Source organism: Shewanella polaris, assembly GCF_006385555.1.
Taxonomy (GTDB): Bacteria; Pseudomonadota; Gammaproteobacteria; order Enterobacterales; family Shewanellaceae; genus Shewanella; species Shewanella polaris.
Genome location: NZ_CP041036.1, coordinates 4,246,372 through 4,263,692, shown reverse-complemented (window position 1 = coordinate 4,263,692; position 17,321 = coordinate 4,246,372). Strand labels below are relative to the sequence as shown.

At 41.5% G+C, this 17,321-nt stretch carries 16 protein-coding genes; 12 read left to right on the top strand and 4 right to left on the bottom strand.

Going from position 1 to position 17,321, the window contains the following annotated elements:
* Nucleotides 1-135 precede the first annotated feature (135 nt).
* Nucleotides 136-1,239 (bottom strand): phosphoribosylaminoimidazolesuccinocarboxamide synthase, encoded by a 1,104-nt coding sequence (locus tag FH971_RS18625; RefSeq protein ID WP_140235285.1) that lies wholly within the window; start codon nucleotides 1,237-1,239, stop codon nucleotides 136-138.
* Nucleotides 1,240-1,480: 241 nt separating this feature from the next.
* Between FH971_RS18625 and FH971_RS18620 the strand changes: the two genes are divergently transcribed.
* On the top strand, nucleotides 1,481-2,416 hold the full coding sequence (locus FH971_RS18620; protein ID WP_167496124.1) for a DMT family transporter: 936 nt from the start codon (nucleotides 1,481-1,483) through the stop codon (nucleotides 2,414-2,416).
* A gap of 404 nt (nucleotides 2,417-2,820) precedes the next feature.
* Here FH971_RS18620 and FH971_RS18615 read toward each other — a convergent pair whose 3' ends face one another.
* From FH971_RS18615 to uvrA, 3 genes are all read right to left on the bottom strand, one after another.
* Nucleotides 2,821-4,671, bottom strand: a complete 1,851-nt coding sequence (locus tag FH971_RS18615; RefSeq protein WP_140235283.1) for a DEAD/DEAH box helicase — start codon at nucleotides 4,669-4,671, stop codon at nucleotides 2,821-2,823.
* 250 nt (nucleotides 4,672-4,921) lie between these two features.
* Nucleotides 4,922-5,860, bottom strand: coding sequence for a M20/M25/M40 family metallo-hydrolase (locus tag FH971_RS18610; protein ID WP_240778401.1), 939 nt, complete (start codon nucleotides 5,858-5,860; stop codon nucleotides 4,922-4,924).
* An 88-nt stretch (nucleotides 5,861-5,948) separates the two neighbouring features.
* Nucleotides 5,949-8,810 carry an excinuclease ABC subunit UvrA gene (gene uvrA, locus FH971_RS18605; protein ID WP_137224845.1) on the bottom strand — a complete coding sequence of 954 codons (2,862 nt, stop codon included), beginning with the start codon at nucleotides 8,808-8,810 and terminating at the stop codon, nucleotides 5,949-5,951.
* A 287-nt stretch (nucleotides 8,811-9,097) separates the two neighbouring features.
* Here uvrA and FH971_RS18600 point away from each other — a divergent pair, with 287 nt between their 5' ends.
* The 11 genes from FH971_RS18600 (at nucleotide 9,098) to FH971_RS18550 (ending at nucleotide 17,316) form a co-directional block, all read left to right on the top strand.
* Nucleotides 9,098-10,465, top strand: coding sequence for an MFS transporter (locus FH971_RS18600; protein ID WP_137224847.1), 1,368 nt, complete (start codon nucleotides 9,098-9,100; stop codon nucleotides 10,463-10,465).
* Nucleotides 10,466-10,527: 62 nt separating this feature from the next.
* Complete coding sequence (locus FH971_RS18595) at nucleotides 10,528-11,223, top strand: single-stranded DNA-binding protein (protein WP_140235282.1); 696 nt, start codon at nucleotides 10,528-10,530, stop codon at nucleotides 11,221-11,223.
* A 138-nt stretch (nucleotides 11,224-11,361) separates the two neighbouring features.
* The gene (locus FH971_RS18590; protein WP_140235281.1) at nucleotides 11,362-11,580 is read left to right on the top strand and encodes a DUF6500 family protein; all 219 of its coding nucleotides are present in this window, start codon (nucleotides 11,362-11,364) and stop codon (nucleotides 11,578-11,580) included.
* Between the two features lie 332 nt (nucleotides 11,581-11,912).
* Nucleotides 11,913-12,788, top strand: coding sequence for an MlaA family lipoprotein (locus FH971_RS18585; RefSeq protein ID WP_140235280.1), 876 nt, complete (start codon nucleotides 11,913-11,915; stop codon nucleotides 12,786-12,788).
* A gap of 3 nt (nucleotides 12,789-12,791) precedes the next feature.
* Entirely contained in the window at nucleotides 12,792-13,193 is a 402-nt protein-coding gene (locus tag FH971_RS18580; RefSeq protein ID WP_137224855.1) for an ATP-binding protein, read from the top strand.
* Nucleotides 13,194-13,199: 6 nt separating this feature from the next.
* The gene (locus FH971_RS18575) at nucleotides 13,200-13,529 is read left to right on the top strand and encodes an STAS domain-containing protein (RefSeq protein WP_137224857.1); all 330 of its coding nucleotides are present in this window, start codon (nucleotides 13,200-13,202) and stop codon (nucleotides 13,527-13,529) included.
* Nucleotides 13,522-14,319, top strand: coding sequence for an ABC transporter ATP-binding protein (locus FH971_RS18570; RefSeq protein ID WP_137224859.1), 798 nt, complete (start codon nucleotides 13,522-13,524; stop codon nucleotides 14,317-14,319). The genes FH971_RS18575 and FH971_RS18570 overlap by 8 nt, the downstream gene beginning before the upstream one ends.
* A complete protein-coding gene (locus tag FH971_RS18565) occupies nucleotides 14,319-15,113 on the top strand; it encodes an MlaE family ABC transporter permease (protein WP_140235279.1) in 795 nt (264 codons plus the stop codon). Before FH971_RS18570 ends, FH971_RS18565 begins: the two co-directional genes overlap by 1 nt.
* 12 nt (nucleotides 15,114-15,125) lie before the next feature.
* The gene (mlaD, locus tag FH971_RS18560; protein WP_137224863.1) at nucleotides 15,126-15,575 is read left to right on the top strand and encodes an outer membrane lipid asymmetry maintenance protein MlaD; all 450 of its coding nucleotides are present in this window, start codon (nucleotides 15,126-15,128) and stop codon (nucleotides 15,573-15,575) included.
* On the top strand, nucleotides 15,575-16,150 hold the full coding sequence (locus tag FH971_RS18555; RefSeq protein ID WP_140235278.1) for an MlaC/ttg2D family ABC transporter substrate-binding protein: 576 nt from the start codon (nucleotides 15,575-15,577) through the stop codon (nucleotides 16,148-16,150). The genes mlaD and FH971_RS18555 overlap by 1 nt, the downstream gene beginning before the upstream one ends.
* An 8-nt stretch (nucleotides 16,151-16,158) precedes the next feature.
* Nucleotides 16,159-17,316: a PP2C family protein-serine/threonine phosphatase gene (locus tag FH971_RS18550; RefSeq protein WP_140235277.1), complete on the top strand. Its 1,158-nt coding sequence runs from the start codon at nucleotides 16,159-16,161 to the stop codon at nucleotides 17,314-17,316.
* The last annotated feature ends 5 nt before the right edge of the window (nucleotides 17,317-17,321 follow it).

The following is a 17,321-nucleotide window of genomic DNA, read 5'->3' as shown; positions in this document are numbered from 1 at the left end:
TTGTTAAGTTGTGCTGAGGCTATTTTATGGGGAAAGGGATTTTTCTCTGCGTTCATGCGCATAGCATGTCATTGATCTTGATTAATGAACATAAAATAAGGCGCCTAAGCGCCTTATTATTAAATCTAATCAGTCTTATACTATTAAATCATACTGTTCACGTAATACGTTAATAATGTCTGTTTTTGGGTTGGCAGGTAATGGAATGCTTGCACCGGTCACTTTTTCTGCAACACCTGTATAAGTCCGCGATACATTCATCATGGCTTCTAATGGTAAGTCGTTATCACGGGCAAGGGCTTCTCGCTCTGGCATTCTGTCTTTGTTTAATAAAATGTCCGCATCGTCGAAATGGTTGAGTAAGAATTGACGGAAACCTTCTTTTGAATTTTCAACAATTTTACCTTCGCGATAAGCCGCACCGTCCCAAATACGTGATGAATCGGGGGTACCCACTTCATCCATGTAAATCAGTTTTGACTGGCCGTTTTTATCATTTACATAACCAAACTCAAACTTAGTATCGACAAACACTTGATCAAGCTTTGCTAGTGCATCTGAAATTACCTTGAAACCTTGTTTGAGCAGCGTTTCATATAGGTCGATATCCTGCGGTTTTTCAAAGCCGAAAGCTTGGTAGTTGGCTTCAATGTCACTGCGACTAATGTTAACGTCATCTTGTGCTGGTACGCCAGGGATACCGGTTAAAATACCTTTAGTTGACGGAGTAATTAACAACTCAGGCAGTTTTTGATCTTTTTGTAAGCCTTCAGGCAGTGTGATACCGCAAAAAACTCGCTCGCCTTTTGAATAAGCGCGCCACATAGAACCAGTAATATACTGACGGCAAATGGCTTCTACTTTTATGGGGCGGGCTTTTTGGACTATCCATACAAATGGATGTGGAATATCTAAAATATGGCTGTCAGCTAAACCATTTTCAGCAAATAAACCAAACCAATGATTTGAAATAGCATTCAGTGCAGCGCCTTTACCAGGAATACCTTGCAAATTACCTTCGCCATGGAAAATACAATCAAAAGCGGAAATTCTGTCGCTGATCACCATAATTGCCAGCGGCGTATTTTCAGGCACATCGTAACCTTTATCACGGATGAGTCGACGGCTATCTGCATCTGTTAACCAATACACACTGCGCACTTTGCCACTGTGGACAGGTTTGTCGGTACGAATAGGTAAATCATTGTTCACGGCAAGAACGGAATCGGCAAGACTCATGCGAGTGTTCCTTAGGTTATATGGCATATAGGTTTTTTATGGCCGCTATTTTACCTGCATTAACGGGATTTGCCACGTAAAAAGGAGGTGCTGAAATAGGCTTTTTTGTTCTGCGAACAATCATTGGTTAGTTGAGTAAAATCTTGGTCAAGACTTTGCTCGGTTAATCAGGCAAAATTCAGCCTTAAATAATTATGGACCGAAAAAAGTGAATAGTGAACAACAGAGTGCCAATACCCGCATGGGTCTTATCTTTGTATCAATAGCAGTGTTTTTCTGGGGTATTTTGCCTATTGCGCTAAAATTATCTGGCGGTTTTATTACTCCAGTTACATTAACTTGGTTCCGGTTTGTAATGGCGTTAGGGGTGACGTTATTGATCCAATGGCAACTAGGTGCATTACGTCAATTTGTTGGGCTTCCGGCATTAATATGGTTGAAATTACTGTTAGCGGGCGTGTTGCTGATGTGTAACTACGTATCGTTTGTTTATTCGCTGGGGTATTTAGCGCCAGGCACTGCGCAACTCAATTTTCAAACCGCACCATTTTTCTTGGCATTTGGCGGAGTATTGTTTTTTAAAGAGCGCTTTAATGGGTTTCAATTAAGTTGTTTTGCCACCCTTGCATTAGGGATGCTGATGTTTTTCCATCCGCAGCTCGATTTAAACCAAGCAAGTGATCATCAAGTATTGCTTGGTATTATGATTGTGCAGTTTTCGGTGATGTCGTGGACCAGTTATGCTTTATTGCAAAAATCGGTAAGTCAGCGTTTATCGCCCAGTAATGTGTTGTTATTTATTTATGGATTAGGGATTGTGGTCATGGCGCCATTTAGCCACTTTAGTCAGTTTGAAACGATGACATTAGATCAATGGTGGATTGTGCTTTTTTGTGGTGCTAATACTTTGATTGCTTATGGCTGCTTTGCTCAAGCTTTGCATTATTGGCCAACAGCGCAGGTGAGCGCGATGTTATCGTTAACTCCAGTATTGAGTTTTAGTGTGACTGAGCTAGTGGTCTGTTTAGGCTGGTGGAGCGGGGTATTTACCAGCGTTAATATTGATGCGCTGTCATTTATGGGAATAGTGCTGATTGTGTGTGCGGTGTTTGTAGTGCAAATTGTGCCCATGTACCAAAAGCGCAAACAGAAAAAAGCATTCCGAACTGTGTTGTAGTTATTTGAATTGAATGTAAGTTAGTGCAGTGACCGTATGAGTGTTATTGATGCGATTAACTGTGCTGTGCGAGGTAATAAAGCGTTAATCCAAATGTGCCAAAAAATGTGCAGCCAATTATCATCATCCACAGTAATGTTTTATCTTGTTTAGCGGATTGAGCTAGATCCAAAGGTGACGAGCCACCAACTATCTGTAAAATGAACACTAAAAAATCCATTTAGGTTGCCTATTGGGTGAGTTAATCCATTAATGGTCAGTGTCGCCAATATTTCCGTAGTAATCAAATTAATTAGTGTTATTTGATTTTATCATTCTTAGCTTATAAATAATGGGTTTAATCAAAAGCGGAAAACAAAAATGGAGCCATTAGGCTCCATTTTTTGTGTCATTCAATTGAATGATTAGCCGTTGTCACGTGGCTTACGTGGACGATCACCTGCAGGGCGATCACCACGAGGACGGTCACTGCGAGCACGATCGCTACGTGGGCGACGTGGAGCACCTGCGCCACGAGTCGTATCAGCAAATACTTCATCACCAGCTTCACGAATGTTTAAAGGACGACCACATACACGCACTTTTCTTAGGTGCGAAAGGATGTCTTTAGGCATTCCGTCTGGTAAATCAACCGTTGTCACTTGATCGAATAATTGAATTTGACCAATGAAACGGCTATCAATGTTTGCTTCGTTAGCAATTGCGCCAACGATGTTACCTACACCAACACCATTTTCACGACCTACATCGATAACATAACGATTCATTTTCACGTCTGGGTTATCTTTTAAGCCTTCCGCGTCACCAAAACTAGTTGGTGCTGGACGGTTACTACGCTCACTACGTTCACGACGTGGACGGTCGCTATTACGATCACCTCGGTCACCTCGGTCACCACGGTCGTTACTACGATCGTCACGAGAATCACGTTGACGCTCGGTAATTGTTGGTAACTGAAGCGGACGCTCTTGTTGTACTTGTTGTAATAATGCAGCAGCCAGTAAGTCAGTATCAACTTCAAGTTGTTGACATAATTCAGCAACGGCATTCTTCATGAAATCTAGATCACCGTTAATGGTTTCTTGGATTTGCTCACCTAAACGAGATAAACGACGCTCTGCAACTGTTTCAGGGCTAGGTACTTTCATTGGCGAAATACGGCTGTTAGTAGCACGTTCGATAGTGCGCAACATACGCATTTCACGATTGGTCACAAACAAGATTGCCATACCAGTACGACCAGCACGACCTGTACGACCTATACGGTGTACATAGGCTTCTGAATCATAAGGAATATCATAGTTTATTACGTGTCCAATACGTTCAACGTCTAGACCACGTGCCGCAACATCAGTTGCGATTAAAATGTCTAACTTACCGCGTTTAAGCTGCTCAACTGCACGCTCACGTGCTTGTTGATTCATGTCACCATGTAATGGTGATGAAGCATAACCACGGGCTTCTAATTTTTCTGCTAATTCAACACAGCTGTTACGAGTACGAACGAAGATGATAATACCTTCAGTATTTTCAACTTCTAAAACACGTACTAACGCTTCTAGTTTATTGTGTTGTGATACTTGCACATAACGTTGGTCGATAGACTCAACAGTTGTCTGGCTAGACGCTATGCTGATATTCACTGGGTTAGTTAAGTGCTTAGCTGCAACGCGCTTAATTTGCTCAGGCATAGTGGCAGAGAATAATGCAAGTTGGCTATCAGAAGGCTTGTGTTCTAATACCCATTCGATATCATCGATAAAGCCCATTTTTAACATTTCATCGGCTTCATCTAATACTAAGGCTTTTAGATTATCTAGCTTTAACGTGCCACGACGCATGTGATCCATTACACGACCTGGAGTACCAACAATCACTTGTGGTCCACGCTTAAGGGCGTTTAATTGTTGTTGCATGCTTTGACCACCGTAAATCGGTAGTACGTGGAAGCCTTTTATGAATTTGGCATAACTGCCAAATGCTTCGGCAACTTGAACCGCTAATTCGCGGGTTGGTGCTAACACTAAAATCTGTGGAGCATTGATTTTCATGTCGATTTTGTTTAGTAAAGGCAGGGCAAACGCGCCTGTTTTACCGGTACCGGTTTGTGCTTGACCGATAATATCTTTACCAGCCATAAGCGGGTCGATACTAGCAGCTTGAATTGGAGTTGGTTTTTCATAACCTAACTCGTCAAGCGAACGCAACAAAGACTCAGACAGGCCGAGTTCGCGGAAAGTTCTTTCAGATGACATTGATTTGTAGCCTTGTGGATGCGCACGAAGTTCGGAAGCTCGTGCTAAAGTTTCACAGACAGAAAATCAACCCCGTGTCGATTTCCCGCGCCGATAAGGGGGCGTATTATAGCAGCAACTCTGTGAGTTGACCACGTAAAAACTGAAAATAAACCTTAATTGGTCTATTCTAGGTTAATATTGGCCTGATTCTTGATTTTTAACATATCTCAATTGATTGAAAAGTGAACATTTGTTGGTGTGGGAAAGGCTATTTAGGAAGCTTGGTCAATTTATCGATACTGAGCATTTGATACACGGTTTCTGCTACTGCGACTATAAAGTCAATATCTAGGGTGTTTATTGTGTCGTCTGGCGTGTGGTATTGCGCATGTGGTGGCACGCCAAAATACACCCAAGCGTAACCCGCTTTATGGAATGGATAATGGTCTGATGCTCTAAGCCAGTCGCTTTTTCTCATTCGTCCACTTAATAAGTTTGTATGATGAGTCTTAATGCATAATTGAGTCTGTTGCATTAATAGAGGCTCAATCGACTCAAAATTTTCAAGATTGTCTTGCCCCTCTAGGTAGATAGCCCTGCGGCGATCAGGATGACCTATCATGTCTAAGTTAACGCTGAGTTCTATGTCCATTTGCGGCTGTTGCTGTAATGCTGTCACCAATGCATAGCTACCATATAAACCAGGTTCTTCGGCATCAGTGGCAACAATCATTAAATTAACATCATCTAGTGGCGGAGACTGTTTCCAGCGTTCAGCAATGGCTAGCATGCCAGCAATGCCTGAAGCATTATCATCTGCACCTGGATATATTTTGCTAGCTGTCTGGCCTAAGTGATCATAGTGCGCGGTAATCACTCTCCAGCGATTTGAGTTGTTTTTTGCCGCAATGGTCGCAATGATATTGACCCCAGAAACGGTCGAAAATTGATGTTGAAAACTGAACGGAACTGCAAACGTTGGCTGCCAGGGTTGTAATCCCATCTCTGTAAATCGTTTGATTAAATACTCTCGACTAAGGCGGGCGCCTTCGGTGCCTGTCTTGCGGCCTTGAAATTCAGCGGAACTCAGTGTGGTGATATCTTGAGTGATTTGCTGATGTGCGCGAGACCAATTGGTTATAATATCTGACGAGCATTGGCGAGGTATTTGGCTGCAAGCACTGAGTAAGCCGCATACAAAAAACATAACTAACACCTTAAGGTGAGTTTGAGTCGTAAACATAGTGTGTTATCTCCTCTCATTCACCTAAGGTTTGGTATGTGATCTCTGCTTGTTATTTGACTTTTTTCGCCTTTACCCGTTTGTTGTGTAACGCCAACATCGGCTTTAAGAATCTAGCGGTATGAGACTCTGGGTGCTCTGCTACTTCTTCTGGAGTGCCGGCAGCTAAAATCATCCCGCCACCTGCGCCGCCTTCTGGGCCTAAATCGATAATCCAGTCTGCCGTTTTAATGACATCTAAATTATGCTCAATCACTACCACAGTGTTGCCGTGAGATTTTAAGCGATGTAATACTTCTAACAATAATTGAATGTCAGCAAAGTGAAGCCCAGTTGTTGGTTCATCTAATATATACAAGGTTTTACCTGTGTCACGTTTAGACAACTCTTTAGCTAATTTCACCCGCTGTGCTTCACCGCCTGATAACGTCGTCGCACTTTGACCTAAACGAATGTACGACAAGCCCACATCCATTAAGGTTTGCAGTTTACGGGAAATTGATGGAATAGCATCAAAGTAGCCTCGGGCATCTTCAACTGTCATTTGCAGCACTTCGTGAATGTTTTTACCTTTGTATTTCACTTCTAAGGTTTCGCGGTTATAGCGCTTACCTTTACACGAGTCACAAGGCACGTAAACATCTGGCAAAAAGTGCATTTCAACTTTAATTAAGCCATCGCCTTGGCAGGCTTCACAACGACCGCCTTTCACGTTAAATGAGAAACGCCCCACTTGGTAACCACGGGTACGTGATTCTTGGGTGCCAGCAAAAAGCTCACGAATAGGGGTGAATATACCCGTATAAGTGGCAGGGTTAGAGCGTGGCGTACGGCCAATAGGACTTTGATCAATATCGACCACTTTGTCACAATGATCCATACCTTCAATGCTTTTGTAAGCCGCGGGTTCATCAATTGTGGCGCCATTGAGCATCCGATGGGCTATTTTAAAGAAGGTATCATTAATTAGCGTCGACTTGCCCGAACCAGACACACCAGTCACACAGGTAAACAGTCCCACTGGAATGGTTAAATCAACATCCCTTAAGTTATTGCCTGATGCGCCAAATAATTCAATGACTTTCTTTGGATTAATCGGGGTGCGTTCATCATTAATGTGGATTTGCTTTTTACCCGAAATATATTGGCCAGTGACTGATTCTTCACAGTTAAGAATATCTTCTAGCGTACCGTCGCAAATCACTTCACCACCATGTACACCAGCACCAGGGCCAATATCAATAATGTGGTCAGCAAGGCGGATAGCGTCTTCATCGTGTTCAACCACAATAACGGTATTACCTAAATCACGCAGGTGGATTAGAGTTTGTAATAAGCGTTCATTATCGCGTTGATGCAAGCCAATTGATGGCTCATCCAGCACATACATCACGCCCACTAAACCAGCACCAATTTGGCTGGCTAAGCGAATACGTTGCGCCTCGCCACCGGATAAGGTTTCGGCTGAACGCGATAAACTTAAATAGTTGAGCCCCACATTGACCAAGAAACCAAGACGTTGGCTGATTTCCTTTAATATTTTGTCAGCAATCTGGGCTCGCTGGCCTTCAAAAACGACCGTGTCGAAGTATTCTTTGGCTTCGCCAATCGACCACATTGTTAGCTGCGGTAAATTGAGATCGCCAATAAACACGTTACGGGCTTCTTCACGTAGACGTGAACCACCACAACTATTACAAGGCTGCATATTGATAAATTTAGACAGTTCGTCGCGTACCGAATTACTTTCTGTTTCGCGGTAGCGGCGATCCATATTATTTAAAATGCCTTCAAACGGATGGTTACGCACCACCACATCGCCTCGGTCATTAATGTATTTAAAGGCAATGCTTTGCTTACCCGAACCATACATCACAATCTTTTTGATTTTATCGCTAAGCTCGGCAAACGGCTTTTCAACGTCAAACTTATAATGTTCAGCAAGTGAACAGAGCATTTGGAAATAATAAAAGTTACGTCTATCCCAACCTCTAATGGCACCACCGGCTAATGACAATTCATCATTAGTCACCACTCTGTCTTGGTCAAAAAACTGCTGTACGCCTAAACCGTCACAGGTTTGGCAAGCCCCGGCCGGATTGTTAAACGAAAAAATACGCGGTTCAAGTTCGGCCATTGAATAGCCACAATGCGGACAAGCGAAATTTGCCGAGAATATCAGCTCTTCAATACTGTTATCTTCCATGCTGGCAATTTTTGCGATACCACCAGATAGTTCTAATGCGGTTTCAAACGACTCAGCTAAGCGCTGTTTCATGTCTTCGCGAACTTTGAAGCGATCGACAACCACTTCAATAGTATGTTTGATGTGTAAATCTAATGTTGGTGGATCGGTTAAGTCACATACTTCGCCGTCAATTCGAGCGCGGATGTAACCTTGTGCCGATAACCCTTCAAGCAGTTTAACGTGTTCACCTTTACGGTCATTAACCACTGGCGCAAGCAGCATTTGACGACTGTCTGCCGGTAATGCTAATACTTTATCAACCATTTGGCTGACAGTTTGCGCCGACAACGGCTGATGATGTGTCGGGCAGCGAGGCTCACCCACACGGGCAAACAATAAGCGTAAATAGTCATAAATTTCGGTAATGGTCCCAACCGTAGAACGAGGGTTGTGGGAGGTCGATTTTTGTTCAATAGAAATGGCGGGGCTTAAGCCTTCAATATGATCAACATCGGGTTTTTCCATTAAGCTCAAGAATTGACGCGCATATGCCGACAAGGATTCGACATAGCGACGTTGCCCTTCTGCATACAAGGTATCGAAGGCTAATGATGATTTTCCTGAACCAGATAACCCGGTAATGACAATAAGTTTGTTTCGGGGGATGGTGAGATTGATGTTCTTCAGATTGTGGGTTCGGGCACCGCGTATTTCAATTTTATCCATCTCTTCACTCTATGACTTATGTAAAACAAAACAACAATTAGTATCGCATAGTTTGTTGGGCGACTTCATATCAATTTTGACTATCTTGGCTTTATCCCCAAACTACTTGAACTAAGCATATTCAGCTAGCTTAGGTTTATGATACGCCCAGAACAGGATAAAAGTTTAACATGTGCAGATAAAACATCTTATACCAAAACTGTGATTTCCTTTTGAGCTAATTAATGACGGTGTGGTAATATGCGCAACTTATAATATTGTTGAATAACTTATCAAAGGGCAACAGCATGGCCAGTAATGGACTGTCAGGTATGGAAAAAAAGGTCGCATTTTCGTTAGCCGGTGTGTTTGGTTTACGAATGATGGGACTGTTTATGATAATGCCTGTCTTCGCGCTGTATGGTCAGCATTTAGAAGGCTTTTCACCGTTGTGGGTAGGTATTGCCATTGGTGCTTATGGATTAACCCAAGCTTTTTTACAAATCCCTATGGGCATTTTGTCTGACAAATACGGACGTAAACCGATTATTCTCGGTGGCTTAGTCTTATTTGCGATTGGTAGTTTAATTGCCGCATCATCTGATCATATTTACGGCGTAGTATTTGGTCGTGCAGTTCAGGGTATGGGGGCCATTGCCGCGGCTGTATTAGCGCTTGCTGCCGATTTAACCCGAGACGAGCAACGCACTAAAGTTATGGCGATTATCGGCATGTGTATTGGTTTTTCATTTGCATTGTCATTATTGGTCGGGCCGATAGTGGCACAGTATCTGGGGTTAACAGGACTCTTTTTGCTAACCGCAGTATTGGCGGTATTAGGCATGTTGATTGTGCAGTTTTTTGTCCCCAACCCAATTAGCCAAGCGCCTAAAGGCGATACGGTAGCCACACCAACAAAACTAAAACGTATGTTGTTAGACCCACAATTATTTCGCTTAGATGCTGGCATTTTTATTCTACATTTGGTGTTAACTGCGGTGTTTGTTGCATTGCCGCTAGATTTGGTTGATGCCGGTTTAGCAAAAGAAGAACATTGGATGTTGTATTTCCCAGCTTTTGTAGGCGCGTTTTTCTTAATGGTGCCGCTAATTATCATTGGGGTTAAACGTAACAACACTAAAACCATGTTCCAAATATCATTGATGATAATGATGCTATCGCTTGGGATGATGGGGTTTTATGCTAATAACATTTGGGTACTCAGTGCTGCCGTAGTGTTATTTTTCACTGGGTTTAACTATCTTGAAGCATCATTGCCGAGTTTGATTGCTAAGTTTTGTCCTGTCGGTGATAAAGGTTCGGCTATGGGTGTGTATTCAACTAGTCAGTTTTTAGGCGCATTCTGTGGCGGCATGTTAGGCGGCGGAGCTTATCAACTCGTCGGCGCATCTGGCGTGTTTTTTGTTGCTCTTGGATTAATGTGTGTGTGGTTACTTTTGACCATCGGCATGCAAAAACCTGTGTTATTAAAAAGCTATACCCTTGAAGCAACTATAAAAGATAAATCCGAAGCACAAAATATGGCCAGCAAACTTTCACAGTTAATTGGTGTCGTTGAAGCCATTGTGGTGCTCGAAGAGAAAGTGGCTTATTTAAAGGTCGATGATAAATTCAATTTAAGCGAAGCGCGAGCTGTGTTAGGCTCTGTGAATTAGATCGTTTTGATCACGCTTAGTATTCAGATAAAGTAAATAGACAAAAATTTCAGGAGATTTCGATGGCCAGTCGTGGTGTGAACAAAGTAATTTTGGTAGGTAATTTAGGTAAAGATCCTGAAGTTCGTTATATGCCAAATGGCAATGCTGTCGCTAACTTTACCGTAGCGACAAGTGAATCGTGGAAAGACCAGCAAGGTCAAACACAAGAGCGTACCGAGTGGCACAATATTGTGATGTATCGTCGCCTTGCAGAAATTGCTGGCGAGTACTTAAAGAAAGGCTCTAAAGTTTATTTAGAAGGCAAATTGCAAACCAGTAAGTGGCAAGATCAGACTACCGGTCAAGACCGTTATAAGACTGAAATCAATGCTATGGAAATGCAAATGTTAGATAGCCGCAATTCAGGTGATAATGCCGGTGGTGGTCAATATCAAGGACAAAATGCAGGGCAACAACAGTCTCGTCCTGCACCAGCTGCTCAAGCTCGTCCGCCGCAAGCGCAATATAATCAAACTGCGCCAGCCGCAGGTAATGCTGCTTACCAAGCACAGCCAAATGCTGGCCAACAAGGTGGTTATCAGCAACAAGCTGCGCCTGCGCAACAAGCTGCACCAGCATATGCACCAAAGCCTGCCGCTGCACCACAGGGTAATTTTCAACCACAAAATGCCCCAGCACAGCGTCCAGCACCACAGCCACAACAAAACTTCACTCCAGATTTAGATGAAGGCTGGGATGACGATATTCCGTTCTAATTCACAGTAAAAGTACAAATGTTAATTTTGATGATTTAAATCAATAATAACAATCACTAAAGCCCTAATTTATTAGGGCTTTTTGTTTTCAAAACGCTAACGAATTATTGCTAGCGGCGTCATATGTTTGGATAGATAATGAGAGCTGAACTAAAATCGAAAATTATTGAAGTATGTGATAGAAAAATCGCGCTGAAAGGCGATAACGTTGGTTTATCTTTTTATGCCTTCTTTGCCAATAAAAATGACACTCCAGAACTATTGATGGAAGTGGCGACATGGTGGATTCAAACTCATCAGTTAGATCATTTTGTTAAGGCACATAAAATAAAACAAATGATGATTGATGGTGTGTAATTAACGCTAATATTCCTTGGGCGGCGAATGAGCTGCGACCAAGCGAGTATTTTAAAATAGATTTAATCTATTTTTGACGCCACTTCGTATCTACACGTTATTAGTCATATCACCTGGAAATCTGTGACGTCGTATTGAGATCATTTTATGTAAAAATTTAGTTGATTTTATTATGGTATACGTTATTTTTGAACGTTCAATCAAAATTGTGTTAAGGCTTTTCATTGCTTTAATGATATATTTTGACCCTTGGGCACTGTTAAAATAGTAAATGCTAGGTTGAATACCGATATGGCGAGTACAAATTTTTCAAATAGAAGCTGGAGGAAAGGGTGAACATAACTGGTCGACTATTAATTATTGTGGCCACTCTGCTATGTTTTAGTGGATGTGCGAGTACTTCCACGCCAGGTGACCCATTCGAATCTGCTAATCGAAAAAGCTGGGATTTTAATTACAAGATCATGGATAAGCATGTAGTAAAACCCGCAGCAAAAGGTTATGAAAAAATCCCTCAGCCTGTTCGAAAAGGTGTGTCTAATCTGCTATCGAATTTAAGCGAGCCTCTTTACGCGGTAAATAACCTCCTACAGTGGAAAGTCACCGACAGTGGCAGCAGTATTTTACGTTTTGTGGTCAACTCAACAATTGGTCTAGTGGGTATTTTTGATCCTGCTACCGATATGGGATTACTACAGAAACAAGAGACCTTTGCACAAACCTTTGGTGCTTGGGGTGTCGGTAATGGGCCTTTTGTTATGTGGCCAGTTTATGGAGCCAGTACTGCGCGTAATACGGTGGGGGATTTTGTCGATGTTTTTGTCTATCCTTTGTCACTGCTTACGTTTGAACAAAGGTTAGGTAAATTTACGCTTGAAGGTTTAGATAGCCGGATTGAATTTCAGCAATATGAGCCCATGTTAAATGGTTCGTTAGATCCATATGGTTATGTAAAAGATGTCTATCTGCAAAGAGATGCATACTTGGTCAGTGACGGTAAAGTAAAGAAAACTGAAGCAGATACCTTTGATGAAGAGTTCGATAATGAACTACTAGATGATGAACTCTTAGATGACGAACTCATAGACGCTGAGCCGCTAGACGCTGAGCCGCTAGACGATCAAACTTTAGACGTTAAACCATTAAGTGATAAAAAAAGTGACAACAAAAAAATAGATAATAAAACTGATATCAAGAGAACGGACTAGCCAATGTCAAACATCAAAACGTTTTCATCTTGTACGAGTGAATTAAAAAATATTCGCGGATTTGTAGTAGATGCATGCCGCGATTTTCCTTTTAGCGAAGATAAAGTCAATGAAATCGTATTAGCGGTCGATGAAGCTTGTGCCAATGTTATTCGTCATGGTTATCACATGTCGAACAAAGGCTGTTTAGAAGTAGAGATCAGCAGTGGTGATGATCATGCGCTATTTGTGATAAAAGATGTGTGTTCGCAGATTACAGGCAAGCAATTAACACCTCCTGAAAACGATTTATGTGAGCCCGGTGGACTAGGTCTTTGCCTCATTTATCATGTGGCAGAAACGGTAAGGTTAATACCCCATAATGGCAAAGGTAATTGGCTAGAACTGATGATAAAATTTGGGTGACATAAAATGAATATTGAAATTGAAAAATATAATAATTACCAAGTGATTAAACTTTATGGCGAAGTTGATTTGAGCAACTCGCGTAGCATTAAACTCGACATTATAAAATTAATCAAAAGTAAAAATAACATTATCGTTGATTTTACTCATCTGCAATATATCGACAGCTCTGGTATGGCGTCATTGGTAGAGGCGTTTAACGAAGCCAAAGAAAACGATACTGAATTTCATATTGTGGGAGCCAATGGTTCACCGCTTCAAGTGCTGCAATTAACCCGTTTAAACACAGTGTTTAATCTAGCTGATTCAGTTGAAGTTGTGGGTAACAATGGTTAAACCTATCATTACAGTAGAGCATTTATTTGCCCAATATGGCGATACCCAAGTACTCAAAGATGTCAATTTAGAGGTCAACACCGGAGAGATCCTGGTGGTGATGGGCGGATCTGGCTCAGGTAAAAGTACCTTACTCAACCATATGCTGGGGCTTAAAACGCCAACATCAGGCACCATCATGATTGATGATGTGAATATTTTTAAGGCTAAAAATAAGCAATTACGCAACTTGCGTAAAAAAATGGGTGTGGCTTTCCAAGGTGGCGCGCTGTTAAGTTCGTTGAATGTGGCAGACAATGTCAGGCTACCTTTAGAGCACAATACGTCGTTGGACACCCAAACCATTGATATTATGGTGCGGATGAAGCTTGAATTAATGAATATGGCTGACACGGGTCATCTCATGCCCTCTGAACTATCAGGCGGTATGCTAAAGCGAGCTGGTTTAGCTCGAGCTGTGATTATGGACCCTAAGCTACTGTTTTTTGATGAGCCTTCGGCAGGGCTCGATCCTACTACCGCAGTAGAATTGGATGAGCTTATTTTAACCCTTAGAGATGCCATGAACATGACTATAGTCGTGGTGACTCATGAGCTTGAAAGTGTGTTTAAAATTGCCGATAGAGTTGTGGTTTTATTTGGCGGTGAAGTGGTAGCCAACGGCACTGTTGATGATATTAAAAATTCACCAGATGAACGAATTCAAAACATGATTAATCGTCAACCTAACACCCACAGAGATGATGGTGAGGTTTACTTTAATCGTTTATTAAATAAGGACAAAAATTAATGGAAACCTTATTTAATTCGATCAGTAAATTAGGTGCAGCGACTCGAAAAAATATTGATGGTTTAGGCTTAGCGACATTATTTTTATTACGAATTGTTAGTAGCCTATTCACTGGACTAGTGTCATTTAAGCAAGTGATTAAGCAAATATACTTTATTGGTAATCGGTCTTTAATTGTCATTGTTGTGGCTGCATTATTTACCGGTATGGTAGTGGCTTTGCAGTTTTACGATACCTTAGTGCGATTCGGCTCGGTAGATTTATTAGGTTCGGCGGTTGCCTTGAGCCTGATTAAAGAATTAGGTCCGGTGATGACCGCATTAATGGTGATTGCACGAGTAGGCTCTGCCACCTGTTCCGAAATTGGCATTATGCGCAACGAACAACAATTTGATGCGCTGGATTGCATGGCTATTAATAGTTACCGCTATGTCATGTTGCCACGACTACTAGCGGCATTGATTTGTGTGCCTATTTTAACGGCTTTGTTTGACTTGGTGGGTATTGGCGGTGGTTATATTGTTGGTATCCATATCCAAGGCGAAAGTCCTGGTGCATATATTCAAGGGGTATTAGATACGATTAGCTTTAAAGATGTGCTGGTCGGTCAAATAAAGTCGATAGTATTTGGGTTGTTTATTATGTGGATACCTTTATATTACGGCTATTATTTACACCTAAACCAAAAAAATATGGGCGCAGAAGGCGTCAGTAATGGCACCACTCAGGCAGTGGTAATGAGTGCAATTATAATGTTGTTTAGTGACTACATCGTTAGCTCATTAGCGCTATAACTAGAGGTAACAATGAAAAATAATTACGTCAATTTTCTCGTCGGCCTGTTTGTGTTATTCGGGATTGGGGCCTTGGTATTTATGTCTGTTACCATTGGCGGGGCATCGGTTACCAATAGTGGTAAATATACCTTAGTGGCAAAATTTGAAAATTCTTCAGGTTTAAAAGAAGGTGCCTTTGTTGAAATGTCTGGGGTACGCGTTGGATTAATTCAATCAATTAATTACGACCCTAAAGCGTATGAGTCTGTGGTGAAAGTGTCATTAGATAATACGATTACTGTGCCTGATGACTCGGTCGCCTCTATTCGGACATCTGGCATTATCGGTGACAGATTTCTTAAAATATCTAGCGGTGGTTCAGATATTAATATGGAAGATGGTGATGAGTTTATTGATACTGAATCATCTATCAGCATAGAAGAGTTAATTAGCAAATATATGTTTAGTCAGGATAAATAATGAAATCGATAATTTTTTTACTTATGATGTTAGTGATGCCGTCTTTAGCTTTAGCGGCACAAGAACCGACCGAACGCGTTAAATTGGGTGTGGCAGATATCATTGGTATTGCATCAGATAGTGCATTGTCAGTTGAACAGAAAAAACAATCACTCAGTGATGTGATTGAAAAGCATGTAGATATACAAGCCTCGGCACAACGCGTGTTAGGTAAGTACTGGAGACAAGCTAGCGATACTGAAAAACGTCAATTTATGGTGTTATTGAAAGGGGTGTTAGTCGATACTTATATTGTATTGTTAGAACAATATGATCATCAAACGGTTGATTACACCAGCGAAACCATTAAGAAAAAGGTTTATGCATCGGTAGATACTGAAATTCATACCAAAGAAAATATCATTCCGGTTTCTTATCAGCTTTATCAACGTAATAACGAATGGAAAATTTACGATTTTGTTGCTGAAGGTTTATCAATGATCCGTACCTTTAGCAATGATTACCAAAGCACCTTGAAAAAAAGTGGTGTCAGTGGCTTAAACGAAGCCCTTACAGCTAAATTAGCCCAAGGATAAGGTTGCCCTTGAAGATTGATAGAGCGTTAGCTAACAGCATCATTGATGAAACGTTATGGTTTAAAACGAATTTAGCCATCACGTTAAGTGACTATAATTATTACTTAATTAAAAAAAATGGCCAAATAAGCTGTAACTTTTCATCCTTATGCGATGAGCATTACAGCAAGCTCTATAAGCAGTTTCAAACCTTGAGATTACAGCACAACATTGCTGAAATTTTGCCATTAAATGATGATGGCAAGATGTGTTGGGGGCTGCCTTTTGGCACAGAATCGACCTTATATGAGTGTATTATCCTGCTTGATTCACCCTCAGGCCATGAGTCACACCATATTAGCTCACTGTATTTCAAGCTAATGTATCAGTTAAAAAGCTTCCAGTTTTCTGAAGTGTCTTCACAACTCAATGCGGCCCAAGTATGGATCCGCGAAGAGATAGAAGAGATTTCACGCTTGCAACAGTTGATGTTACCAGACAAAGGTATTGAGCTTAGTTCTGTCAGAATGGCTTATACCTATAAAGCAATGAAAGGTGCGGGTGGTGATTACTTAGACATTGTTGATATTGGCAAAAATCGTCCAGAAGCCCAAGGCGATATAGGAATGATTATTGCCGACGTATCGGGTCATGGCCCTGCTGCTGCAGTAGAAACTGCGATGATTGATGCTATTTTACGTACTTTTGAACCGAAAAATTTAAACAGTAGTTCTTCAGAGGTGCTTAATTATATCAATCAACACTTCTTCACTAAAAAGCCGCGTGGCAGTTTTTTAACCGCCACAGTAATGCGTTATAATTTCAAAGAAAAAGAACTTATTTATGCTAATGCCGGCCATCCTCATGCCTATTTGAAAAAAGCCAACAGGCTGGTAGCCCTTGATCAAGGAGGGATTCCGATTGGGGTGCTGCGTGAGCAAAATTGGGATACTTACCGGGTTAGCGTTGATGTGGGTGATATCTTGTTTGTGTATACAGACGTGGTCATCGAAACACAAAATGCCCACAAAGAATTATTTGGTTTCGATCGCTTAGAAAAAGCAATCAGCGCAGCACCTGATGAACCCGAGGCGATGCTGGAGTTTCTAGAGCAGCAAATGAAACAGTTTTGTGGTTTTTCTGAATTTCAGGATGATTTGACCATGTGCGCTATTCAGTTTATTTAAGATCA